General features: G+C 66.1%; 16 protein-coding genes. 9 read left to right on the top strand and 7 right to left on the bottom strand.

The window, feature by feature from the left end:
• Positions 1-130 precede the first annotated feature (130 nt).
• From ACNQVK_RS35710 to ACNQVK_RS35700, 3 genes are read left to right on the top strand one after another with little or no spacing between them, the layout of a single operon-like run.
• Positions 131-1,609, top strand: a complete 1,479-nt coding sequence (locus ACNQVK_RS35710; RefSeq protein WP_418033559.1) for a DUF3375 domain-containing protein — start codon at positions 131-133, stop codon at positions 1,607-1,609.
• A complete protein-coding gene (locus ACNQVK_RS35705; RefSeq protein WP_418033558.1) occupies positions 1,606-2,379 on the top strand; it encodes a DUF4194 domain-containing protein in 774 nt (257 codons plus the stop codon). The genes ACNQVK_RS35710 and ACNQVK_RS35705 overlap by 4 nt, the downstream gene beginning before the upstream one ends.
• A complete protein-coding gene (locus ACNQVK_RS35700; protein WP_418033557.1) occupies positions 2,372-5,734 on the top strand; it encodes an ATP-binding protein in 3,363 nt (1,120 codons plus the stop codon). Before ACNQVK_RS35705 ends, ACNQVK_RS35700 begins: the two co-directional genes overlap by 8 nt.
• A 54-nt stretch (positions 5,735-5,788) precedes the next feature.
• Here the strand turns inward: ACNQVK_RS35700 and ACNQVK_RS35695 are convergent, their stop codons facing one another.
• Positions 5,789-6,673 (bottom strand): MaoC/PaaZ C-terminal domain-containing protein, encoded by an 885-nt coding sequence (locus ACNQVK_RS35695; protein ID WP_418033556.1) that lies wholly within the window; start codon positions 6,671-6,673, stop codon positions 5,789-5,791.
• Complete coding sequence (locus ACNQVK_RS35690) at positions 6,618-7,970, bottom strand: 3-oxoacyl-ACP reductase (protein ID WP_418033555.1); 1,353 nt, start codon at positions 7,968-7,970, stop codon at positions 6,618-6,620. The genes ACNQVK_RS35695 and ACNQVK_RS35690 overlap by 56 nt, the downstream gene beginning before the upstream one ends.
• A 109-nt stretch (positions 7,971-8,079) precedes the next feature.
• Between ACNQVK_RS35690 and ACNQVK_RS35685 the strand changes: the two genes are divergently transcribed.
• The 5 genes from ACNQVK_RS35685 to ACNQVK_RS35665 all read left to right on the top strand — a co-directional run bounded on the left by ACNQVK_RS35685 (position 8,080) and on the right by ACNQVK_RS35665 (position 13,680).
• Positions 8,080-9,381 carry an acetyl-CoA C-acetyltransferase gene (locus ACNQVK_RS35685; protein WP_044519054.1) on the top strand — a complete coding sequence of 434 codons (1,302 nt, stop codon included), beginning with the start codon at positions 8,080-8,082 and terminating at the stop codon, positions 9,379-9,381.
• 370 nt (positions 9,382-9,751) lie between these two features.
• A complete protein-coding gene (locus ACNQVK_RS35680) occupies positions 9,752-10,663 on the top strand; it encodes a TIGR03564 family F420-dependent LLM class oxidoreductase (protein WP_418033554.1) in 912 nt (303 codons plus the stop codon).
• Positions 10,664-10,735: 72 nt separating this feature from the next.
• Positions 10,736-12,028, top strand: a complete 1,293-nt coding sequence (locus ACNQVK_RS35675; protein ID WP_418034541.1) for a sensor histidine kinase — start codon at positions 10,736-10,738, stop codon at positions 12,026-12,028.
• A complete protein-coding gene (locus ACNQVK_RS35670; protein WP_418033553.1) occupies positions 12,025-12,672 on the top strand; it encodes a LuxR C-terminal-related transcriptional regulator in 648 nt (215 codons plus the stop codon). Before ACNQVK_RS35675 ends, ACNQVK_RS35670 begins: the two co-directional genes overlap by 4 nt.
• 69 nt (positions 12,673-12,741) lie before the next feature.
• Positions 12,742-13,680 carry an aromatic alcohol reductase gene (locus ACNQVK_RS35665; protein ID WP_418033552.1) on the top strand — a complete coding sequence of 313 codons (939 nt, stop codon included), beginning with the start codon at positions 12,742-12,744 and terminating at the stop codon, positions 13,678-13,680.
• A 7-nt stretch (positions 13,681-13,687) separates the two neighbouring features.
• Here ACNQVK_RS35665 and ACNQVK_RS35660 read toward each other — a convergent pair whose 3' ends face one another.
• A complete protein-coding gene (locus tag ACNQVK_RS35660) occupies positions 13,688-16,594 on the bottom strand; it encodes an RND family transporter (RefSeq protein ID WP_418033551.1) in 2,907 nt (968 codons plus the stop codon).
• On the bottom strand, positions 16,591-17,037 hold the full coding sequence (locus ACNQVK_RS35655) for an MmpS family transport accessory protein (RefSeq protein WP_418033550.1): 447 nt from the start codon (positions 17,035-17,037) through the stop codon (positions 16,591-16,593). The genes ACNQVK_RS35660 and ACNQVK_RS35655 overlap by 4 nt, the downstream gene beginning before the upstream one ends.
• A 153-nt stretch (positions 17,038-17,190) precedes the next feature.
• Here ACNQVK_RS35655 and ACNQVK_RS35650 point away from each other — a divergent pair, with 153 nt between their 5' ends.
• Complete coding sequence (locus ACNQVK_RS35650; protein ID WP_418033549.1) at positions 17,191-17,793, top strand: TetR/AcrR family transcriptional regulator; 603 nt, start codon at positions 17,191-17,193, stop codon at positions 17,791-17,793.
• Between the two features lie 15 nt (positions 17,794-17,808).
• Here the strand turns inward: ACNQVK_RS35650 and ACNQVK_RS35645 are convergent, their stop codons facing one another.
• From ACNQVK_RS35645 to ACNQVK_RS35635, 3 genes are all read right to left on the bottom strand, one after another.
• Positions 17,809-18,300 carry a hypothetical protein gene (locus ACNQVK_RS35645; RefSeq protein WP_418033548.1) on the bottom strand — a complete coding sequence of 164 codons (492 nt, stop codon included), beginning with the start codon at positions 18,298-18,300 and terminating at the stop codon, positions 17,809-17,811.
• 108 nt (positions 18,301-18,408) lie between these two features.
• Positions 18,409-19,050: a DUF1361 domain-containing protein gene (locus ACNQVK_RS35640; RefSeq protein WP_276126288.1), complete on the bottom strand. Its 642-nt coding sequence runs from the start codon at positions 19,048-19,050 to the stop codon at positions 18,409-18,411.
• A 72-nt stretch (positions 19,051-19,122) separates the two neighbouring features.
• Entirely contained in the window at positions 19,123-20,961 is a 1,839-nt protein-coding gene (locus ACNQVK_RS35635) for an acyl-CoA dehydrogenase (RefSeq protein ID WP_409552634.1), read from the bottom strand.
• Between the last annotated feature and the right edge of the window lie 93 nt (positions 20,962-21,054).

The raw sequence follows: 21,054 nt of genomic DNA, 5'->3' as shown, positions 1-21,054 counted from the left end.
GGCAGGTGGGCTGCGGTGTCGGTCACAATGGCCGGTCTGACAGCCAACAGCAAACCGAACTGGAGTCGGACCCTGTCCCGTCAGCCGCCTAAAGTGGTGCCGATGTCCAACGCGAAACGAGGGGCCGGTCATGGCTGATGCTGCCGCTGTCCCCGGCCATGGGTCGCTGGACCAGCTCTACCAGCTCAACCGCGAGGTCGCCGACTCGCGCTCGGCGCGGCTGCTGGTGACGAACAACCTGGCCACCTACGTCACGCTGATGGAACGGCACCTGGACCGCGGGGCCAAGCTCACCGAGATGGAGCTGGTGATCCGGCTCGAACGTGACCTGGCCGACCTCGGCTCCGAAACCGAACAGTCGGGCCTGGCCCTGATCAAGTACTGGGCCAGCCAGGGCTGGCTGCACCGGATCACCGAACAGTCCGGCGACACCGAACGCAACGTCTGCTACCTCACCTACGAGGCGCGGGCCGTGCTGGACTTCGCGCGCCGCATGCGCCGTGAGGACACCATCGCCACCGGCGGCTCGATCACGGGCATCGCCGCGGGGCTGCGACGGGTGGCCGGGCAGGTCAGCAACGATCCCGAGCGCATCCGCGCCGACATCGAAGCCGAGATCGCCAAGCTGCGTGACGAATTGGATGCCCTGGACCAAGGGCAGCGTCCCGAACCCGACCTGGTCGACGTCGAGGACGAGGCCCGTGCCATCGCGTTGCAGATGGAGCAGATCGTCTCGGACATCGGGCAGTACGGCAGCATGCTCAACCGCATCACCACCCGCCTGCTGGATGCCTCCGCCGACACCGATCTCGGCTACCGCGAACGCCAGCGCCAGTTGTTCGACGACTACGAGTCGCTGTTCGCCTCCCGCGAGAGCGCGTCCTACACCGCCTTCACCCGGATGATCCAGGATCCCGAGCAGCGGGCGGCGTTGGTGAGCGACATCGAGATGGTGACCCGTCAGCTGCCGCACCTGGATCCGGACCTGCGTGCGGTGATGACAGGGTTCTTCAGCCTGGTCTCGGCACAGACGGCCGAGGTGGGCCGGACCCGGCAGCGCTGCGCCCGCCGGATCAAGCGCTTCGTCGCCTCCGGCACGCTCGAGCAGAGTCGCGGCGTCACCCGTCAGCTCAACGACGCACTGGCCAGTGCGCACGAACTGCTCAGCGTCTCGCTCGCCGACAGCCGCATCGGGATCGAGGTGCCGTTGGTCCGGACGGACTTCAATTCGATTGGCGCCGTGGCGTTCAAGATCCGTGACGCCATCCCGCCGTCGCAGGCCGAATCGTCGGAGGGCGAGGTGAACCTGTCGGCGTTCTCGGCCCTGGCCTCGCAGGTGGACGCCGCGGAACTGGCCGAGCTGATCAACGGCGCGGTAGCGGCCGGGCCGTTGTCGCTGCCCGACGCGATCGGCATGCTGGACTCGGCCTACCTCGGACACGTGATCGTGCTGTGGTCCTGGGCGCTCAAGCAGCATCAGCCAGGAGTCGAACCCGCGCAATCGGTCCACGTCCGGTTCCGGTCCCTTGAGGGCGCCGACCGCGAAATCGAGATCCCCCGACTGGTTTTCACCGAGCCGATCCCTACTGCCAGCGAGAGCATCCTATGACCGACACCCCGGACACGTCGCGCGAACCAGATGCAGTGCCGGTCGCAGATGCGGCGATCGATTTCGACGCCCTGCCGAGCATCGACTCCGTCGAACGGTCCACCGACCAGCGCCGCGCGCCCCGCTTCGACGGCGATGTCAGCGAACTGCCCGACCGGGCCTGCTGGGCGCTGCAACACCTGCTCTCGCGTCGTTACGTCAGCAAGGACAACCACTCCGAGCTGTGGTCGTGGGTGACCCGGTACCGCACCGAACTCACCGTGCGGCTGTCGGAACTCGATATGCGGCTGTGCATCTCGGACGATCACGACATCGCCTACGTCGAGCAGGCCGACTACGAATCGCAGTGGCGGCGCCGGTTGCTGCGACGCGAGACCCTCAACACCTACGACTCGATCCTGGCCCTGCACCTGGCCAAGCTCATGCGCGCGGCGGCGCGCGACGAGAACGTGTTGATCAGCCGTGACGAGATCCACGAGCTGTTCGCCGGGGTCAACAACGACACCGACCGCGACACCGCCTCGTTCGACAAGCGGATCGACAATGCGATCGAGCGGCTCACCGACATCGAGATGCTCGCCCGCAACCGGGAGGACGAGGACAGCTTCACCATCAGCCCGGTGGTCAACGCGATCATGACCGCCTCGATGATCACCGAACTGCAGCAGCAGTTCGAGCAGCTCAAGCGGGCTGCCAACGGCACGGTCGACGATTCCGACGACACCGATGCAGCCGAACGGCTCGAGGACGAAGTGGACGCTCATGGCTGAACCGACCAATCAGTTCTCTCTGTCGCGCCTGCAGGTCATCAACTGGGGTGTGTTCGACGGGTACCACTCGATCCCGTTCAGCCAGCACGGCACTCTGATCACCGGATCCTCGGGTAGCGGTAAATCCTCACTGCTGGATGCGATTTCGCTGGCCTTCCTGCCTTCACACCGCCGCAACTTCAACGCCTCCGGCGACACCACCGCCGCGGGTGCGGGCACCGGCAAGCGCACGGTCGACAAGTATGTCCGCGGTGCCTGGGGTGAACGACGCGAGGGCACCAGCCGCCAGATCATGTATCTGCGCGGGACCGGGCCGGCCTGGTCGGCTGTCGCGGTCACCTACAGCGACCGCACGGGACGCTCGGTCACCGGGCTGGTGCTCAAATGGCTGGCCGCGGAGAAGACCTCGGACCCGGGCAGCCGGTACTACCTGATCGACGACGACCGCGACATCTTCGGCCTGTGCAACCGGTGGGCCGCCAACGGCTACGACGCGGCGGTGTTCCGCGACGACGGCTGGACCGGTGGTCGCAGTGAGAGTCAATACCTGGCCCAGCTGTACTCCAGCATCGGCATCCGTGCCTCCGAGGCGGCCCAACAGCTGCTCGGCAAGGCCAAATCGCTGAAAAGCGTTGGCGGACTTGAGCAGTTCGTGCGCGAGTTCATGCTCGACGAGCCCGCCAGCCTCAGCGGCGTGGAGGAGGCCCTCGAGCAGATCAACCCGCTGGTCGAGGCGCGCGGCCTGCTCGACGTGGCCCGGCGCAAGCGCAATACCCTCGGCAACATCGCCGCGGTCCAGGCGCGGTACGCCGAGGAGGCGGCCAAATTCGGGGTGATCGACACCATCGACAACGCGATGATCCGCGATTACGTCGACCATGTGCGGCTGGCCCAGGCCGGTCCGGAGATCGCCAATCTCGACGATCAGATCACGCAGCTCGGCGCCCAGCGCGATGAGTTCGGCTCCCAGCAGCGCCAGTTCAAGAACGAACACAACTCGCTCATGGCGCAGATCAACACCGTCACCGTGGATCTGGTGCCGCTGCAGCAACGCCTGACCGAGGCCGAGCGCATCAGCGAGGAAGTGTCCCGCCGGCGCAGCGGCTACGAAGACAAGGTCACTTCGCTCGGGTTGACGCCGCCGGACAACGGCGAGGAATTCTGGTCGTTGCGTGAGACTCTGATGGAGGAAGCCGACCGGCTGCACCGGGAACTGTTCACCGGCAACCAGCCCTACGTCGAGGCCTCGGCGAAGGAAGTCCGGGCCCGTGAGGCGCGGGAGAGCGTGGAAGCCGAGCTGGAACGGGTGCAGCGGCTGGGCTCGCCGCTGCCGAGGACCGAATACGAGATGCGGGCGCGCATCGCCCGCGCTCTCGAGATCTCCGAGCGCGATCTGGTGTACGTGGCCGAGCTGATGGAGCTCAAGCCCGACGAGTCGCGGTGGCGGCTCGCCGTCGAAAAGGTGTTGCGCGGTGCCGGATTGCGCTTGCTGGTCCCCGATGCCTACATGGAGCGGGCACTGAGGTTCGTCAACGAGAACGACATGCGCGGCCGGATCCAGTTGCAGCACGTCCAGCACGGTTCGCAGCTGCGGACCCCGCCCCCCGGCACCTTGGCCACCAAACTCCAGCTCGCCGACCCGACCCACGACAGTGCCGTGGAGGCGCTCAATGTGATCGCCGGCATCGGCGACTACGTGTGCGTCGACGGGCCGGGGGAGTTCACCGAGCAGTCCCGTGCCGTCACCGACCAGGGCCTGCGCAAGGACAGCGGCCGGCTCTCGATCAAGGACGACCGGTCGAGGCTGCGGCCCTCGGACTACATCTTCCTCGGCGGCACCGCGGCCAAAGTCGAAGCGCTGCAGGATGATCTGACCGCCGCACAGGATGTGTACCAGGTGGCGCGCACCGCGCGTGAGCGGCTCGACGAGCACCGCGGCCAGCTGCAATCCCGCGAGCGGGCCTGCCGGGCGCTGTGCGATCAGTTCATGCAGTGGAGCGATATCGACACCGATTCGGTCGACGAGATGCTAGAGCGGCTGCAGGACGAGCACGATCTGCTGGTCTCCGACAACCCCGACGCCGAACGGCTGCAACAGCGGGCCGACGAATGCTGGGAGCGCGTCGAGAAGGTCATCCAGCAGATCGGCTCGCTCAACGAACGTGAGACCACACTGGACCGCAGGCGGACCGCGCTGCTGGAGTTGAGTGAGGTGCTGACCGAGCGGCTCGGGTCCAGCGAGTTCCCGTCGCACGCCCGCGACACGATCGACGGCTATGCCGCCGACATCGCCCTGACCCTGGAGTTGCTCGAATCCGAGCCGTACCGAAGCGAACTGACCCGCGTCATCAGCCGCGAGCGGGACCGGTTGCGGGCGGACCGCAACCGTTCGCACGACGAGCTGGCCGGCATCATGGCCGCCTACGACAGCTCGTTCCCCGACGCGATCCCCAACGACAGCGACGTGTTCGACGAGCGGGTGCACGACTACGTGGCATTGTGCCGTCGGATCGACGAGCGGGAGCTGCCCGACGCCTACGAGCGCATGCAGCGGCTGATCACCGAGCAGGCGCCGGGGGCGATCCTGAACCTGCACATGATCGCCGACAACGAGGCGCGGCGGATCACCGAGCAGATCGCCCGCGTCAACACGGGCCTGGGCGCGGTGGAGTTCAACCGCGGCACCCGGCTGACCCTGCATGCCGGTACCCGGCATCTGGCGGCGGTCGACGAACTCAACGAGAAGGCCCAGCGCATCTCCTCGCGGGTGTCACTGGTGAGCTTCGGCGACGAGACCGCGATGTTCGATCAGTACACCGACATCCTGCAGCTGCGGAAGTTGTTGGCCGGCAACACACCCGAGGACCGGCAGTGGACGCGCGACGCGCTGGATGTGCGCAACCGGTTCGTGCTGTACTGCGAGGAGCGCGACGCCGAGACCGGCGAGGTGATCCGGACCTACAGCAATTCCGGTGACAACTCCGGTGGTGAGCAGGAGAAGCTCATGGCGTTCTGCCTGGCCGGGGCGCTGAGCTTCAACCTGGCCAGCCCGGACAGCAACGACACCCGGCCGTTGTTCGCCCAGCTGATGCTGGACGAGGCGTTCTCCAAGTCGGATCCGCAGTTCGCCCAGCAGGCACTGTCGGCGTTCCGGAAGTTCGGTTTCCAGTTGGTGATCGTGTCGACCGTGCAGAACAGTACGACCATCCAGCCCTACATCGACAACGTCGTGATGGTGTCCAAGTCCGACGCGTCGGCGCCCAATGCCCGGCCCGTGGCGTCGGTCACCTCGGCGTCGATCTCCGAGTTCGCCGATCTGCGAAAGGCTTCGGGGGACGCGGTGCCCAGCGCCTGATGTAGCGCCCAGTGCTGCGAACAGTCCCCCGCAAGCGGGGGACTGTTCGCAGGGTCAGAGCGGGCTGACCGTTGCGGTCAGGTGCGGGTAGCCCTTCGAGAGGTTCCGCAGGGTCAACTCCCAGCCGTCGGCATCGCGCTCGACATAGAGCCCGGCCTTGGCAGGCAGCACCACAGGCTTGGCGAACCGCACCGAGTACTTGACCGCATCGGGGAGTTGCCCCTCGATGTTGGCCAGCACCGCTGCCGCACTGAACATCCCGTGTGCGATGACGGTGGGGAAGCCGAACAGCTTGGCGGCGATCGCGTTGGTGTGGATCGGGTTGTGGTCCCCGCCGATCGACGCGTAGTTCCGGATCTGGCCCGCGGTGATGTTCAGAACCGCGTTGGGCGGCGGCAGCTTCGGCTGCTTCTGCGGCTCCGGCTTGGGCTCACCGGACAGGCTGGTCCGCTGCTGGTGCAGGAACGTCGTCACCTGGTGCCAGGCGGTGTCGTTGCCGACCTTGAGTTCGGTGACGATGTCGACCAGCAGGCCCTTGCGGTGTTCACGCAGGTTCTCCGCATGCACGGCCGCGCTGACGGCGTCGGTCACCTTGATCGGCTTGTACTGGGTGATGTGGTTTTCGATGTGCACCGAACCCATTGCGGCGAACGGGAAATCGAATCCCGTGACCAGTGACATCACCGTCGGGAAGGTCAGCGCGAACGGGTAGGTCAGCGGCAGGGTGTCGCTGAACCGCAGCCCGGTCACCTGCGCATAGGCGGCGACGTTGGCCGGGTCGATCGGCAGGTTGTCGACCGTGACGGTACGGGCCGGCAGGGTTTCGTCGCGCGGGATGAACGGCAGGGCGCCGACGACGGCACGCAGCATGTTGTTCACGTGCTCATGCCCCCAACATGGCCTGGCCGCAGACGCGGATGGTGTTGCCGGTGACCGCATTCGACGCGGGGCTCGCGAAGTAGGCGATCAGTTCGGCCACATCCACCGGCTTCCCGCCCTGGAACAGCGAGTTCAGCCGGCGGCCGACCTCACGGGTGGCCAGCGGGATGGCGTCGGTCATCTTGGTCTCGATGAAGCCGGGGGCCACCGCGTTGATCGTGATGCCCTTCTCGCCCAGCACTGGTGCCAGCGCATCGGTCAGCCCGATCATGCCGGCCTTGGTGGCGGCGTAGTTGGTCTGCCCGCGGTTACCGGCGATGCCGGCCATCGAGGACAACCCGATCACCCGGCCGCCCTCGCCGAGCGTGCCGCTGGCCACCAGGCCCTCGGTGAGTCGCTGCGGGGCAAGAAGATTCACCGCGATCACCGAATCCCAGCGGCTCTCGTCCATGTTGGCGAGCAGCTTGTCGCGGGTGATGCCGGCGTTGTTGACCAGCACGTCGACCTTGCCGCCGTGCTGTGCAGTGACATGGGCGACTATGGCGTCGACCGCATCGTCTGAGGTGACGTCCAGCGTCAGCGCGCTGCCGCCGACCTTCTCGGCCACCTTGCCCAGATCTTCGGCGGCCTGGGGAACGTCCACCGCGACCACGGTCGCGCCGTCGCGCGCGAACACCTCGGCGATGGTCGCGCCGATGCCGCGGGCCGCACCGGTCACCACGGCGACCTTGCCGGCCAGCGGCTTGTCCCAATCGGCCGGCGGCGTCGAGTCGGCGGCTCCCACCCGGTACACCTGCCCGTCGACGTAGGCCGACTTGGCCGAGAGGATGAAGCGCAGGGTGGACTCCAGGCCGGTGGCGGCGGGCTTGGCGTCGGCGGCCAGGTACACCAGCGACGCCGTGGCGCCGCGCTGCAGTTCCTTGCCCAGTGAGCGGGTGAAGCCCTCCAGGGCGCGCTGCGCGATCTGGGCGTTGACACTGCCCGCCTGATCCGGGGTGGTGCCGATGACGACCACGCGGGCGCACGACGCGAGGTTGCGCAGCACCGGGGTGAAGAACTGGTAGAGCTCCTTGAGCCCAGCGGCGTCGGCGATGCCGGTGGCGTCGAGCACCACGCCGCCGAACGAATCGGCCCAGCGGCCGCCGATGTTGTTGGACACCACGTCGTAGTCACCGGCCAGCGCTGCGCGCAGCGGCTCCACGACGCGGCCCTCGCCGCCGATCAGCAGGGAGCCGGCCAGCGGCGGTTGTCCGGGGCGATAGCGGCGCAACGTTTCGGGCTGCGGCACGCCCAGCTGCTTGGCCAGGAACGATCCCGGCCCGGAGTTGACCACTTGGGAGAACAGGTCGGAAGCCACTTCAGCTGCCTTTCGCTTCGCAGTACTGCGTTGTCCACACCGAACTTACTCCAGAGTAAGAACAGTGGGTAATATGGCCCCGGACAACCCGACAGTGGAGGGCAAACAGATGGCCAACAACACGACCCGGCGACGCGTTGCCGTTTTGGGTGGCAACAGGATTCCGTTCGCGCGGTCCGACGGCGCCTATGCCAACGCCTCCAACCAGGACATGTTCACCGCCGCGCTGGACGGGCTGATCGAGCGTTTCGATCTGGCCGGTGAGCAGCTCGGTGCGGTGATCGGCGGCGCGGTGCTCAAGCACAGCCGCGACTTCAACCTGATGCGCGAATGCGTGCTGGGCAGCTCGTTGTCGCCGTACACCCCGGCCTTCGACCTTCAGCAGGCCTGCGGCACCGGCCTGCAGTCCGCGATCGTCGCGGCCAACGCCATTGCGCTGGGACAATACGAATCCGCGGCAACCGGTGGTGTGGACACGGCATCGGACGCCCCGATCGCGTTCGGCAACGACCTGCGGCAGGTCCTGCTGGGCCTGCGCCGGGCGAAGTCCAACCTGGACCGGCTCAAGCTGGTCGGCAAGCTGCCGGCTGCCCTCGGCGTGGAGATCCCGGTCAACAGCGAGCCGCGCACCGGGATGTCGATGGGCGAGCACGCCGCGGTCACCGCCAAGAAGATGGGCATCAAGCGCGTCGACCAGGACGAACTGGCCGCTGCCAGCCACCGCAACATGGCCGCGGCCTACGACCGGGGCTTCTTCGACGACCTGGTCACCCCGTTCCTCGGGCTGTACCGGGACAACAATCTCCGGGCTGATTCATCGGTGGAGAAATTGGCCAAGCTCAAGCCGGTGTTCGGCGTCAAGGCCGGTGACGCAACCATGACCGCGGGCAACTCCACCCCGCTGACCGACGGCGCCTCGGTGGCGCTGCTGTCGAGTGAGGACTGGGCCCAGGCGCACGGACACGAACCGCTGGCCTACTTCGTCGACGGCGAAACCGCGGCGGTGGATTACGTCAACGGGCCCGACGGCCTGCTGATGGCGCCGACGTATGCGGTGCCCCGGCTACTCGCCCGCAACGGGCTGACCCTGCAGGACTTCGATTTCTACGAGATCCACGAGGCGTTCGCCTCGGTGGTGCTGGCCACGCTGGCGGCCTGGGATTCCGACGAGTACTGCAAGGAGCGCCTCGGCCTGGACAAGGCGCTGGGCAGCATCGACCGCACCAAGCTCAACGTCAACGGTTCCTCGCTGGCCGCGGGGCATCCGTTCGCGGCCACCGGCGGCCGGATCGTGGCGCAGTTGGCCAAACAACTCGCCGAGAAAAAGAAGGAAACCGGTAAGCCGGTGCGCGGCCTGATCTCCGTCTGTGCGGCGGGTGGGCAGGGCGTCACGGCGATTTTGGAGGCGTGACCTCTAGAAACCGCAGGCCGGAAAACATCCGAAAAGTTTCTTTCGGGGATGTGTAACGGCTGCGGCACAGAGGTCGATACATGGGTAGCTCCGTGTTGCCGTCTGACCCCCCGACCCGACGGCAACACGGGGCGACCTAGCTTCGAATTCTCGGCAAAATTCGGCCGTACTTTTCTCTGGTTTGAGGGGTACCCGAGGCGTACGATCGAGCCTACGACGGGTTCGGGAGTGACTGATCCAAAGAGTCGGTACAGGGGTGAAAGACCGGCTGCGTGAGACGAATTGAAACGCCCCCAAGTGTCCTCCCGAACCCGCCCTTTTTTGTCTGATTACCCTCGGAATTCTGTTCACGCCCGCATAGCGTGGTGCCATGCAGATCAGCCTCATCGCCTCGCTCAGTGAAACCGGCGGCCGCTCGCCCGTCGACGCCACCGTAGAGAATCTCGCGCAACTGCACGAAGAGGGATTCCGGCGGGTCTGGATGACACAGATGCCCTATGAACCGGACCTGCTGACCGTTCTCGCGGTCGCGTTCCGCGAGGTCCCCGGGATCGAGGTGGGCACCGGTGTCATCCCCATCCAGAATCAACACCCGATGCTGCTGGCCCAGCGTGCGCTCACGCTCAGCTTGATCAGCGGGGGCCGCTTCCTGCTCGGCCTCGGCATGACGCACGCGGCGGTGACCGAGGGCATGTGGGGCATTCCGTGGGACAAGCCGGTCCGCCGGCTCCGCGAGTATCTCGACGGGCTGCAGCCCCTGCTGGACGGCGAGCCCGCTGACGCGCCGGGCGAGACGGTGACCACTCGCGGCGCACTGCAGATCCCGGGGGCGTCGGCGCCCGACGTGTACATCGCCGCACTCGGGCCGCAACTGCTCAAACTGGCGGGGCGTCGCACCGCGGGCACCGTCACCTGGATGACGGGTCCGACCACCCTGGCCGATCACGTCGTCCCGACGCTGCGGGACGCGGCCGGGGACCGTCCGGTCCGGGTGGTGGCGGCACTTCCGGTCAGCGTCACCGATGACGTCGACGGGGCCCGCGCCCAGGCCGCCAAACAGTTCGCGATGTACGGACATCTGCCGTCCTACCGGGCCATGCTCGACCGGGAGGGCTATGCCGGACCCGAGGACGCCGCGATCATCGGAGACGAAAACACGGTGGCTGAACGTATTCGGGCGCTCGGCGAGGTAGGCGTGGACGAATACGTCGGGGTGGTGTTTGATGCATCGCCCGAAACCAGGGCCCGCACTCGGGCGCTGCTGCGTTCACTCGACAGCTGACGGTGTGGCCAGCCACACCCCGAATTGGCTGGACAGCACCATCGCCCGGTGCCAACGTATCCGGCAACGATGATGACCGTGACCACCACCGCAATCACCGCTACCTCCGCACCCGAAGACCGGCGCCGAACACTGAGAACCCCGTTCACCGCGGCAGCGGGTCGTGGCTATCTCTATTTCCTGCTGGTGAGCGTCCTGGCTCTCGTCGGCGTGGTCTACCTGTTCGTGACCGGCCTGACTTCGGGGCTGTTGCTCGTCACCCTGGTCGGCATACCCCTGCTGGCGCTCGTGGTGTTGTCGGGGCGACGGTGGAACGCGCTGTACCGGTCGCTGACCCGGCTGGTCGGCGTCACGATCGACCCGCCGCCGCCGTTCGCCCGGCAGGCCAGTTGGCCACACACCGTGGCGGCTGCGCTGACCGACGGTGTCGGCTGGCGCAGCCTGGGTTTCCTTCTGCTGCAGAGCATCGTGATGACACCTCTCGGATACGGGGTGGTGCTGGGAGTCGTGATATCGGCGGTCCTGGTCCTCTCCCCGGCGATCTGGGCGATCACGGGGGAAGCGATCGTCAGCTTCGGCGAACCCGTGGACTCTCTCGGTATCTACCTTCTGCTGTCGGCTGGTGGACTGCTCGCGCTGTACCTGTTGGCGTGGGTCATGATCGGTATCGGGCGTGCCCATGTCTGGCTCGCCGAAGCGCTGCTCGCCCCGAACGACCGCGAACGCCGGGTCGGTGAATTGGAGCGGGCCCGTGCCGATGTCGTCGACGATTCGGCGGCGACGCTGCGCCGCGTCGAGCGGGATCTGCACGACGGAACCCAGGCCAGGCTGATCGCCGTGGCGATGACGCTGGCGCGCGCCGAGGAACAGTTGGCCGACCCCGACAAGGCCGATCGGGCCCGGCGACTGGTCTCCGACGCGCTGGCGAACACCAAGGACACGCTGACCGAACTGCGTGACCTGGTCCGCGGAATCCGGCCGCCTGCATTGGATCTCGGCCTGGTGCCGGCAGTGCAGACGCTGGTGGCGCGCAACCCGATCCCAGTCGAGCTGGTCGACGATCTCGCCGTGCGGCCGTCGCTGGGTGTCGAGACGCTGGCCTACTTCTGTGTTGCCGAGCTGCTCGCGAACGTATCGAAGCATTCCGGTGCCACCCAGGCCACGGTGCGGCTGCACAGCGATGCCGACGAACTGCGGATCACCGTGGCGGACAACGGGTCAGGTGGGGTGGAGCCCGCCAACGGCTCGGGGTTGACCGGACTCGCCGATCGGCTGCGGATGGTTGACGGCCGGCTGGACATCGACGGTCCCGCAGGCGGGCCCACCACGGTGATTGCCGTCGTACCGTCGGGAGCGCAGCGGTGACCCGGCTGGCGATCGCCGAGGACAATGCCATCCTGCGGGACGGCCTGACCCAGTTGCTCGTCGAACGCGGGCACGACGTCGTGGCCAAGGTGGGCACGGCCGAGGGGATCCGGGAGATCGCCGAGACGCTGCGGCCGGAGGTGTTCGTCATCGACATCCGCATGCCGCCGACGTTCACCGACGAGGGCCTGATCGCTGCCGTCTCGCTGCGGCGCTCGCATCCTGATGTCGGTGTCCTGGTGTTCTCGCAGTGGGTCGAGACCCGTTATGCCGCTGAGTTGTTGGCCGGGAACCCGGAAGGGGTGGGCTACCTGCTCAAGGACCGGGTGGCCGACATCGCCGAGTTCGACGCCGCGGTGCGGCGCGTCGCCGCCGGCGGCACCGCGCTGGATCCGGAAGTGGTGCGCCAGCTGATGGGGACCCGGCGCAGCGGCGATGCGCTGGCCCGGTTGACTGCCCGCGAGCGCGAGGTGCTCGCCCTGATGGCCGAGGGGCACTCTAACAGTGCTCTGGCCGAGCATCTTTCGATCTCCGAGCGTGCCGTGGAGAAACACATCGGCAGTATCTTCACCAAGCTCGACCTGCCGCCGTCGACGGCGCATCACCGCCGCGTGCTCGCGGTCGTCACCTACCTGAACTCCTGAGCGGCCCGGGATGATTGTCGCCGATCTTTCGGTTGCAATCCGTGCATCACCGCAGAAACGGAGGCCACGGTGCCCGCAACGCCAGCAACGGCGGACAGGCCGAGCATTCTCGTCATCGGGACCGGCGAACTCGGTGCCAGTGTGTTGTCCGCACTCACCCGTCACCTCGCAGCCCATCCGGGCGCCGCAAACATCGCGGTGCTGCTGCGGCCATCGGGAGCAGGTGCCGATGGGAAACGCGACGCGCGCAGCAAGGAACTTGCCAAGGCGGGTATCGCCATCGAGCAGGCTGACGTGGCGACGGCGTCGGTGGCCGAGCTCGCGGCCGTGATGGGGCGCCACCACACCGTCATCAGCTGTGTCGGTTTCGCGGCCGGCCCGGGCACCCAGCGCAAACTCGCTCAAGCGGCCCTCACTGCCGGGGTATCGCGGTTCTTCCCGTGGCAGTTCGGCGTCGACTACGACGAGATAGGGCGCGGTAGCGCGCAGACGTTGTTCGATGAGCAGCTCGACGTGCGCGACCTGCTGCGGGGCCAACACGCCACGGAGTGGGTGATCATCTCCACCGGCATGTTCACCAGTTTCCTGTTCGAACCCGAGTTCGCCGTCGTGGATCTGGCTGCCGGGACCGTGCATGCGCTGGGAAGCTGGGACAACCGAGTCACCCTCACCACCCCCGAAGATATCGGCGTGCTCACCGCCGACATCGTCTTCGCCGAACCGCGTATCCGCGACACCGTGGTCTATCTCGCGGGGGACACCGTCAGCTACCGCGAACTCGCCGATATCGTCGATCGGGTCCGTGCGACATCGGTAACTCGCACCCTGTGGACCACCGACTTCCTGATCGACCGGCTACGGCAGGATCCCGAGGACACGATGAGCAAGTACCGGGCGGTGTTCGCCCGCACCAACGGTGTTGCCTGGCCGAAGGATCAGTCGTACAACGCTGTTCGCGGTATCAGGACCACGACCGCCGAGGAATGGGCCCGAGCGAACCTGCGGTGACACCGGCTCACGCCGGCGACTGGTTCGATGTTGTCGGCTCGGGCTCCGGTTCGAGCAGTTCGCGTACCGAGGTGCGCGATCCATAGGGACGCAGCATGCGGCTGGCCGGACGGGGCCGCACGATCTGTGGCCACCAGAACCACCGGCCGAGCAGCGCCGCGATGGACGGTGTCATGAACGACCGCACGATCAGGGTGTCGAAGAGCAGGCCGAGGCCGATCGTGGTGCCGATCTGGCCGAGCACGATGAGATCGCTGAAGATGAACGAGGACATGGTGGCCGCGAACACGAGGCCGGCGGCGGTCACCACCCGGCCGGTTCCGGCCATGGCGCGGATGACGCCTGTCTTGAGTCCTGCCCCGATCTCTTCCTGGAACCTCGATATCAGTAGCAGGTTGTAGTCCGCTCCGACCGCCAGCAGCAGGATGATGGCCAGTGCCAGCACGATCCAGTACAACTGGATGCCGAAGATGTACTGCCACACCAGTACCGACAGACCGAACGATGCTCCCAACGACAGCACGACCGTTCCGACGATGACCATTGCAGCCACCAGACTGCGGGTGATGAACATCATGATGAGCAGGATGAGGCTGATCGCGGCCAATGCGGCGATCAGCAGGTCGTATTTGGCGCCGTCTTGAATGTCCTTGTATGCCGACGCGGTTCCGGCCACGTAGATCTTGGCGTCCGACAGGGGAGTGGCCTTGATCGCGTCGAACGCGGAGTCCTTGAGTGCATCGATGTGTGAGATGCCCTCGGGGGTGGCGGGTGTGCCTTCATGCGTGATGATCATGCGGGCGGCTTTGCCGTCTGGTGACATGAACAGCTTCAGGCCGCGTTTGAAGTCCGGATTGTCGAACGCTTCCGGCGGCAGATAGAACGAGTCGTCGTTCTTGGCGGAGTCGAAGGCCTGTCCCATCGCGGTCGAATTCTCGAGTGCTTCCTGGGACTGCGAGTTGGTCCCGGCCGTGGTGGCGTAGTTGGACAGGGTCAGGTCGCGGTTGCGTTCCTGGATGGCGATCTGCGGCGGAAGCAACGCAACGAGTTTCGGCTGGAGAGCGTCGAGCTTGTCCAAACTCGCGGTGATCTGACCGAACTGGTCGCTGAGCTTGTCGATGCCGTCGAGTGCGTCGAACACCGACCTCAGCGCCGCGCACATGGGGATGTCGAAGCAGTGCGGTTCCCAATAGAAGTAGTTGCGCAGCGGGCGGAACTGATCGTCGAAGTTGGCGATCTTGTCGCGCAGGTCGTTCACGATCGCGACGGTGTCGTGGAACGCCTGGGTCTGCTCGTGGGTGGCGGCGGCACTGGCCTGCTGCAACGAGACCTGCTGCTTGAGGATGTTGATCGTGTTCGACAGCTCGCCCGCCTGCTTGAGCAGATCGGCGGCGCGGTCCTGCTGATAGCCCAGATTCATGATCTGGCTGGCGCTTTGCGCACTGATCTGAAATGGGATGGAGCTGTGCTTGATCGGCGTGCCCAGTGGTCGGGTGATCGATTGGACCAGGGCAATTCCACGAGTGTGCAGAACGGCTTTGGCGATGCGTTCGAGCACCAGCATGTCGGCGGGGGTCCGCATGTCGTGGTCGGCTTCGACCATCAGTAGCTCGGGGTTCAGCCGGGCCTCGGAGAAGTGACGCGTCGCGGCTGCGTAACCGACGTTCGCCGGTGCTGATTCAGGCAGGTAGGGGCGGCCGTCGTAGCTGGTCTTGTACCCCGGCAGGGCGAGAAGACCGATGAGCGCGATCAGGCACGACACCACCAGGATGGGGCCGGGCCAACGCACGATGGCGGTGCCGATACGGCGCCATCGCGGTGCGCGTGGATTGCGTTTCGGCTCAAGAAGTCCGAACCGGCTGCCGATGGTCAGTACGGCGGGCCCCAGCGTCAGCGCGGCCACCAGCGTCACGAGCACGCCGATGGCGGCGGGTATGCCCAGGGTCTGGAAGTAGGGCAGCCGGGTGAAATGCAGGCAGGCGACGGCGCCGGCGATGGTCAGCCCGGAGCCGACGATGACGTGCACGGTGCCGCGAAACATGTCGTAGTACGCGGCTTCCCGGTCCATGCCGCGGCTACGTGCTTCGTGATAGCGACCGACGATGAAGATGCCGTAGTCCGTGCCCGCGGCGATCGCCAACAGCGTCAGCAGGTTCGTCGAATAGGTGGAAAGGCCGATGACCCCGGAGTGCGCGAGCGCGGCGACGACGCCTCGAGCGGCCGCCAGTTCGATGAGGACCGTGACGAGCATGAGGAGCATCGTGACGAGGGATCGGTAGACGACGAGCAGCATCACTGCGATCACCAAGAACGTTATGCCGGTGACCTTTTCGGTGCCCTCGCTACCGACCTCGAAGTTGTCGGTGATGAGCGGTGCGGCGCCGGTGACGTAGGCCTTGACTCCGGGCGGTGGCGGGACGCTGGCCACGATCTCGCGGATGGCGTCGACGGATTGGTTGGACAACGCTTCGCCCTGGTTACCGGCCAGGTACACCTGCACCAGAGCGGCCTTGCCGTCCTTGCTCTGCGAGCCGCCGGCCGTGAGCGGGTCACCCCAGAAGTCCTGGATGTGCTCGACGTGCTTGGTGTCCTCGGCCAGCCGTTTCACCAGGGTGTCGTAGAAGCGGTGAGCGTCGTCGCCGAGAGGCTGGTCGCCCTCGAGCACGATCATGGCCGCGCTGTCGGAGTTGAACTCGTCGAAGACCTGGCCGATGTGTCGCATCGCCATGGTCGATGGCGCGTCGGGCGCGTTCAGTCCCACAGAGCGTGCCGCGCCGACGACCTCCAGCTGTGGCACAAGGATGTTCGTCAGTGCGGCGATCGCGACCCACACGAGCACGATCGGTACGGCGAGCACCCGGATGGTCCGCGCCGTCCTGGAACCCTCCACGGTCTCGGGTCCGTGGGCGCTCATGCGGACTTGTCCAAGCAGGCGATGTAGCCGTTCACGTTGTCGGTGGACCTTTCGTCCTTGACCACGCCATTGACGGTGATGCGGCACCCGATGGTGTCACCGTCCCCTTGCGCCCTGAGGTCGGCGAACAGCGTCGGGTCGTCTGTGACCAGGGTTTGCGACCACGGCAAGGCCACATCGTCGACCCGCTGGGGTTGTGCGTCGATGTCCAGGTAGTTGATGGTGGCGACCGAACCGGGTGATCCGAACACTTCGAAGAGAACCCGTTTCGGGTTGTAGCCGGTGTTCTCCAGGGTGTCGGCGCTGGGCCGCGACACCTCGTTGTCGGAACCGAATATGCCGTGCAACCGGTCAACGGTGAAGGCGACGACCGCCACCACCAGCACGGCAACGATCACCGTCCAGCGCCGCCTGACCAGGCTTCCTACCGAGATCCCCTGCATCTCAGAGCCTTTCGACAACGGCGCCCCGCGCGCCTTGAGGCGAATGTCTTTGGCCGTACCAAGTATCTGAACGGTACCGTACGGTACTATCCTGGACGGGGCAAGACTTACGGCCGATGGACATCGGCTCCCGCTACCGAAAGGTTTCCCCGCGTGGCATCCGCTTCGACGCACGACGTTTCACCGCCGGCTCCGGCGTCGCAGTGGACTGAGCGCGAGGCCGAGCTGCTGGCGGTGACGCTGCGGCTGTTGCAGCAGCACGGCTACGACCGGTTGACGGTGGAAGCCGTTGCGACCGAAGCGAAGTCCAGCAAAGCGACCATCTACCGCCGGTGGCCGTCGAAGACCGAGCTCGTGCTGGCGGCCTTCATCGAGGGCACCCGGGTTCAGCTGGTCCCGCCCTGCACCGGCTCGCTACGCACCGACTTGCTCAGCATCGGGGCTTCGGTGTGTGCACAGGCGCGCGAACACGGCAGCACGATGAGCGCGATCATGTCCGAGGTGGCGCACAGCCCAGAGTTGAGCGCTGCCCTGCAGAACCAGTTCGTGCTGCAGCGCAAGAACCTGATGTCCGACGTTCTGGCCGATGCCGTGGAGCGGGGCGAGATCGACGCCGCGGCGATCCACGACGAGCTATGGGACGTGATGCCGGGGTATCTGGTGTTCCGGTCCCTCATCCCAGGACGTCCGCCGACCGAGGCGACGGTTCGCGCCCTGGTGGACGACGTCTTGATGCCCAGCCTGACCCGGTTCTGAGGACAGCGTCCGCGGTCAACCAGCCCAGGTGCGCCGGCTGGTGGCCCGCACTCGGCTGCTGGTCACGTTGTGTGGTCCCGCGCAGTGGACGGTGGGGGCGAGTTCGTAATGGCGGCGGCGCTCGTCGCGGTTGATGCGCCGGTTGAGTGTCCGCTCCTCGCGGGTCGTCAGTGCCTGGTTCTGGCGCATCAACAGCTCCAATTGCTGCCAGCTCAGGCCGTCGAGTTCGCCGTCGGCGTCGTGGGTTGCCACGACGATGCAGCCGCGCAGTAGCGGGACCGTCTTGGCGTTGAAAGTTGTGGTGGCCAGCAATAATTCAGTCGCACGTCGGTTGACCTGAAGCTGGCACCGCTGGGTCGACGGGCTGAACCAGAAGTCGAATTGCCGGTCGGTGGAGGTCAGGGACTGCAACCCCTGGTCGTGCACGAGTTCGTCGATGTCGGCCGTGGTGTAGGCCCGGGTTTCATAAATCGCGCCGTTGACGCTGCAATACAGAACGGTGTTCATAGTGGTGTTCCATTCGCCTCTTTCGTGTTGTGCGGCTGCCGAGGAGCGGCGCTGTTACTAGAGTTACCCATGTGGCGAATGGGATAAACCTCGATAACGATCAGGCCACTATCTGCGCACATTCAGTCCGTTGAGTGCCCAGACCGTCAGATAGGCCAACCCGAAGAAGGCCGCGACCGCTATCGCCACGCCTGTCGACTGCACGTAGGACAAAGGCGAGCGCATCCAGTCGAACGTCGCCGCGACCACCGCGTCCGGCTGGGTTACCAGATCCCAGGAGTTCCATCGCTGGAACCGTCCGATGACCACGCCGACCGCGCACGCCGCAACGGACAGGACGACGGTCAACCAGCCCCAGAAGGCGCCGAACTCATCGTCCAGGCGCTGATGCACCAGTAGCAGCGACACCACACCCAGCAGGATCCCGGTCCACGCGGCGAACCCATACTGCAGCACATGGCGCCACAGCTCGTAGCCCTCGCCGAGGTGGACCAGGTCGGTCACCAGGTAGGGCGCATTCGGCAGGAATGCCAACCAGGCCGCTCCCAGCGGCAGCAGCCACAGCCGGCGCTCGACCAGATCGAACGCGATCGCGACGACCATCGGGATCCACGCCAGTACGAGGTTCCACACCAGGAACTTGGTCGGGTAGGACATCGGTGCGGCCGGATCGGTGATCCCCAGGGCGAGGGTCAATGCTGTCGTCGCCATCAACGAGACGACGAGCAGGATGCCACGGGCTTCGGTCATGGGACCAGTTTGCCTGTCTCCCAAATGCAATGAGGCCCCGGGCGAACCCGGGGCCTCATTGTCGGCAGCTTCTTAGAACGCAGCCTCGTCGAGCTCCATCACCTCGTTGTCGATGGTCTCGATGACCTGACGGGTGCTGGTGAGCAGCGGCAGCATGTTCTTGGCGAAGAACGATGCGGCGGCGATCTTGCCCTCCAGGTAGGTGCGGTCCTCGCCGGTGGCGCCGGCGTCGAGCTTCTCGATCGCGACAGCGGCCTGGCGGGCCAGCAGCCAGCCGAGCAGCAGGTCGCCGACCGACATCAGGAAGCGGACCGAACCCAGACCCACCTTGTAGATGCTTGCGGCATCTTCCTGGGCGGCCATCAGGTACCCGGTGAGGGTGGCGGCCATGCCCTGCACGTCCTCCAGCGCGGTGGCCAGGAGGGCACGCTCGGTCTTGAGGCGGCCGTTGCCGGTCTCGTTCTTGATGAACTGCTCGATCTCGCCGGCCACGAATGCCAGCGCCTGGCCCTTGTCGCGGACGATCTTGCGGAAGAAGAAGTCCTGCGCCTGGATGGCGGTGGTGCCCTCGTAGAGCGAGTCGATCTTCGAGTCGCGGACGTACTGCTCGAGCGGGTAGTCCTGCAGGAAGCCGGAGCCACCGAAGGTCTGCAGCGACTCCTGGCCCAGCAGGACGAAGGCCCGTTCGGAGCCGCAGCCCTTGACGATCGGCAGCAGCAGGTCGTTGACCTTGTGCGCCAGCTCGGGCTCCACCCCGTGGACGGCCTTGGCAACGTCCTCGTCCTGGAAGGTCGCGGTGTAGAGGTAGACGGCGCGCATGCCCTCGGCGTAGGCCTTCTGGGTCATCAGGGACCGGCGCACGTCGGGGTGATGGGTGATGGTGACGCGCGGGGCGGCCTTGTCCATCATCTGGGTCAGGTCGGCACCCTGGACGCGCTCCTTGGCGTACTCGAGGGCGTTCAGGTAACCGGTCGACAGGGTTGCGATGGCCTTGGTGCCCACCATCATTCGGGCCTGCTCGATGACGTCGAACATCTGCGCGATGCCGTTGTGCACCTCGCCGACCAGCCAGCCCTTGGCGGGAACGCCGTGCTGACCGAAGGTCAGCTCACAGGTGGTGGAGACCTTCAGGCCCATCTTGTGCTCGACGTTGGTGACGAAGGCGCCGTTGCGCTCGCCCAGCTCACCGGTCTCGAAGTCGAAGAGGAACTTGGGTACGAAGAACAGCGACAGACCCTTGGTGCCCGGGCCGGCGCCCTCGGGGCGGGCCAGCACCAGGTGCATGATGTTCTCGAACAGATCGTCGGAGTCGGCGGACGTGATGAACCGCTTCACGCCGTCGATGTGCCAGGAGCCATCCTCCTGCTGGACGGCCTTGGTGCGGCCGGCGCCCACGTCGGAACCGGCGTCGGGCTCGGTGAGCACCATGGTGGCGCCCCAGCCGCGCTCGGCGCCCAGCACTGCCCACTTCTTCTGCTCTTCAGTGGCGTTGTTGTAGAAGATCTCGCACATGCCCGCGCCCATCGCGTACATGTAGGCCGCGGGGTTGGCGCCGAGGATGTGCTCGATCAGCGCCCACTGCAGGGCACGCGGCACCGGCATACCGCCGAGTTCCTCGGAGAGGCCGACCTTGTCCCAGCCACCCTCGAGGAGGGCGCGCATCGACTTCTTGAACGACTCCGGCAGCGTGACGCTATGGGTCTTGGGATCGAAGACGGGAGGGTTGCGGTCGCCGTCGGCGAACGACTCGGCGATGGGTCCCTCGGCCAGTCGGGCGATCTCCGCGAGCATCTCGCGAGCCGAATCCTGATCGAGATCCGCAAACTTGCCGGTGCCGAACACCTTGTCGATGCCGAACACGTCGAACAGGTTAAAGACCTGGTCACGGACATTGCTCTTGTAGTGGCTCACTTTTCCTCCTTGTGGAATGCCACCTGAGGTTGGGTACTTTGGATAAGTTACCCACCAGTAACTGCGGCTAACTATACCGTTCAGTAACTTCAA

Origin of the sequence: Mycobacterium sp. 134 (genome assembly GCF_048282715.1) — a bacterium.
GTDB lineage: Bacteria > Actinomycetota > Actinomycetes > Mycobacteriales > Mycobacteriaceae > Mycobacterium > Mycobacterium septicum.
This window is presented reverse-complemented; position numbering and strand designations above follow the sequence as displayed.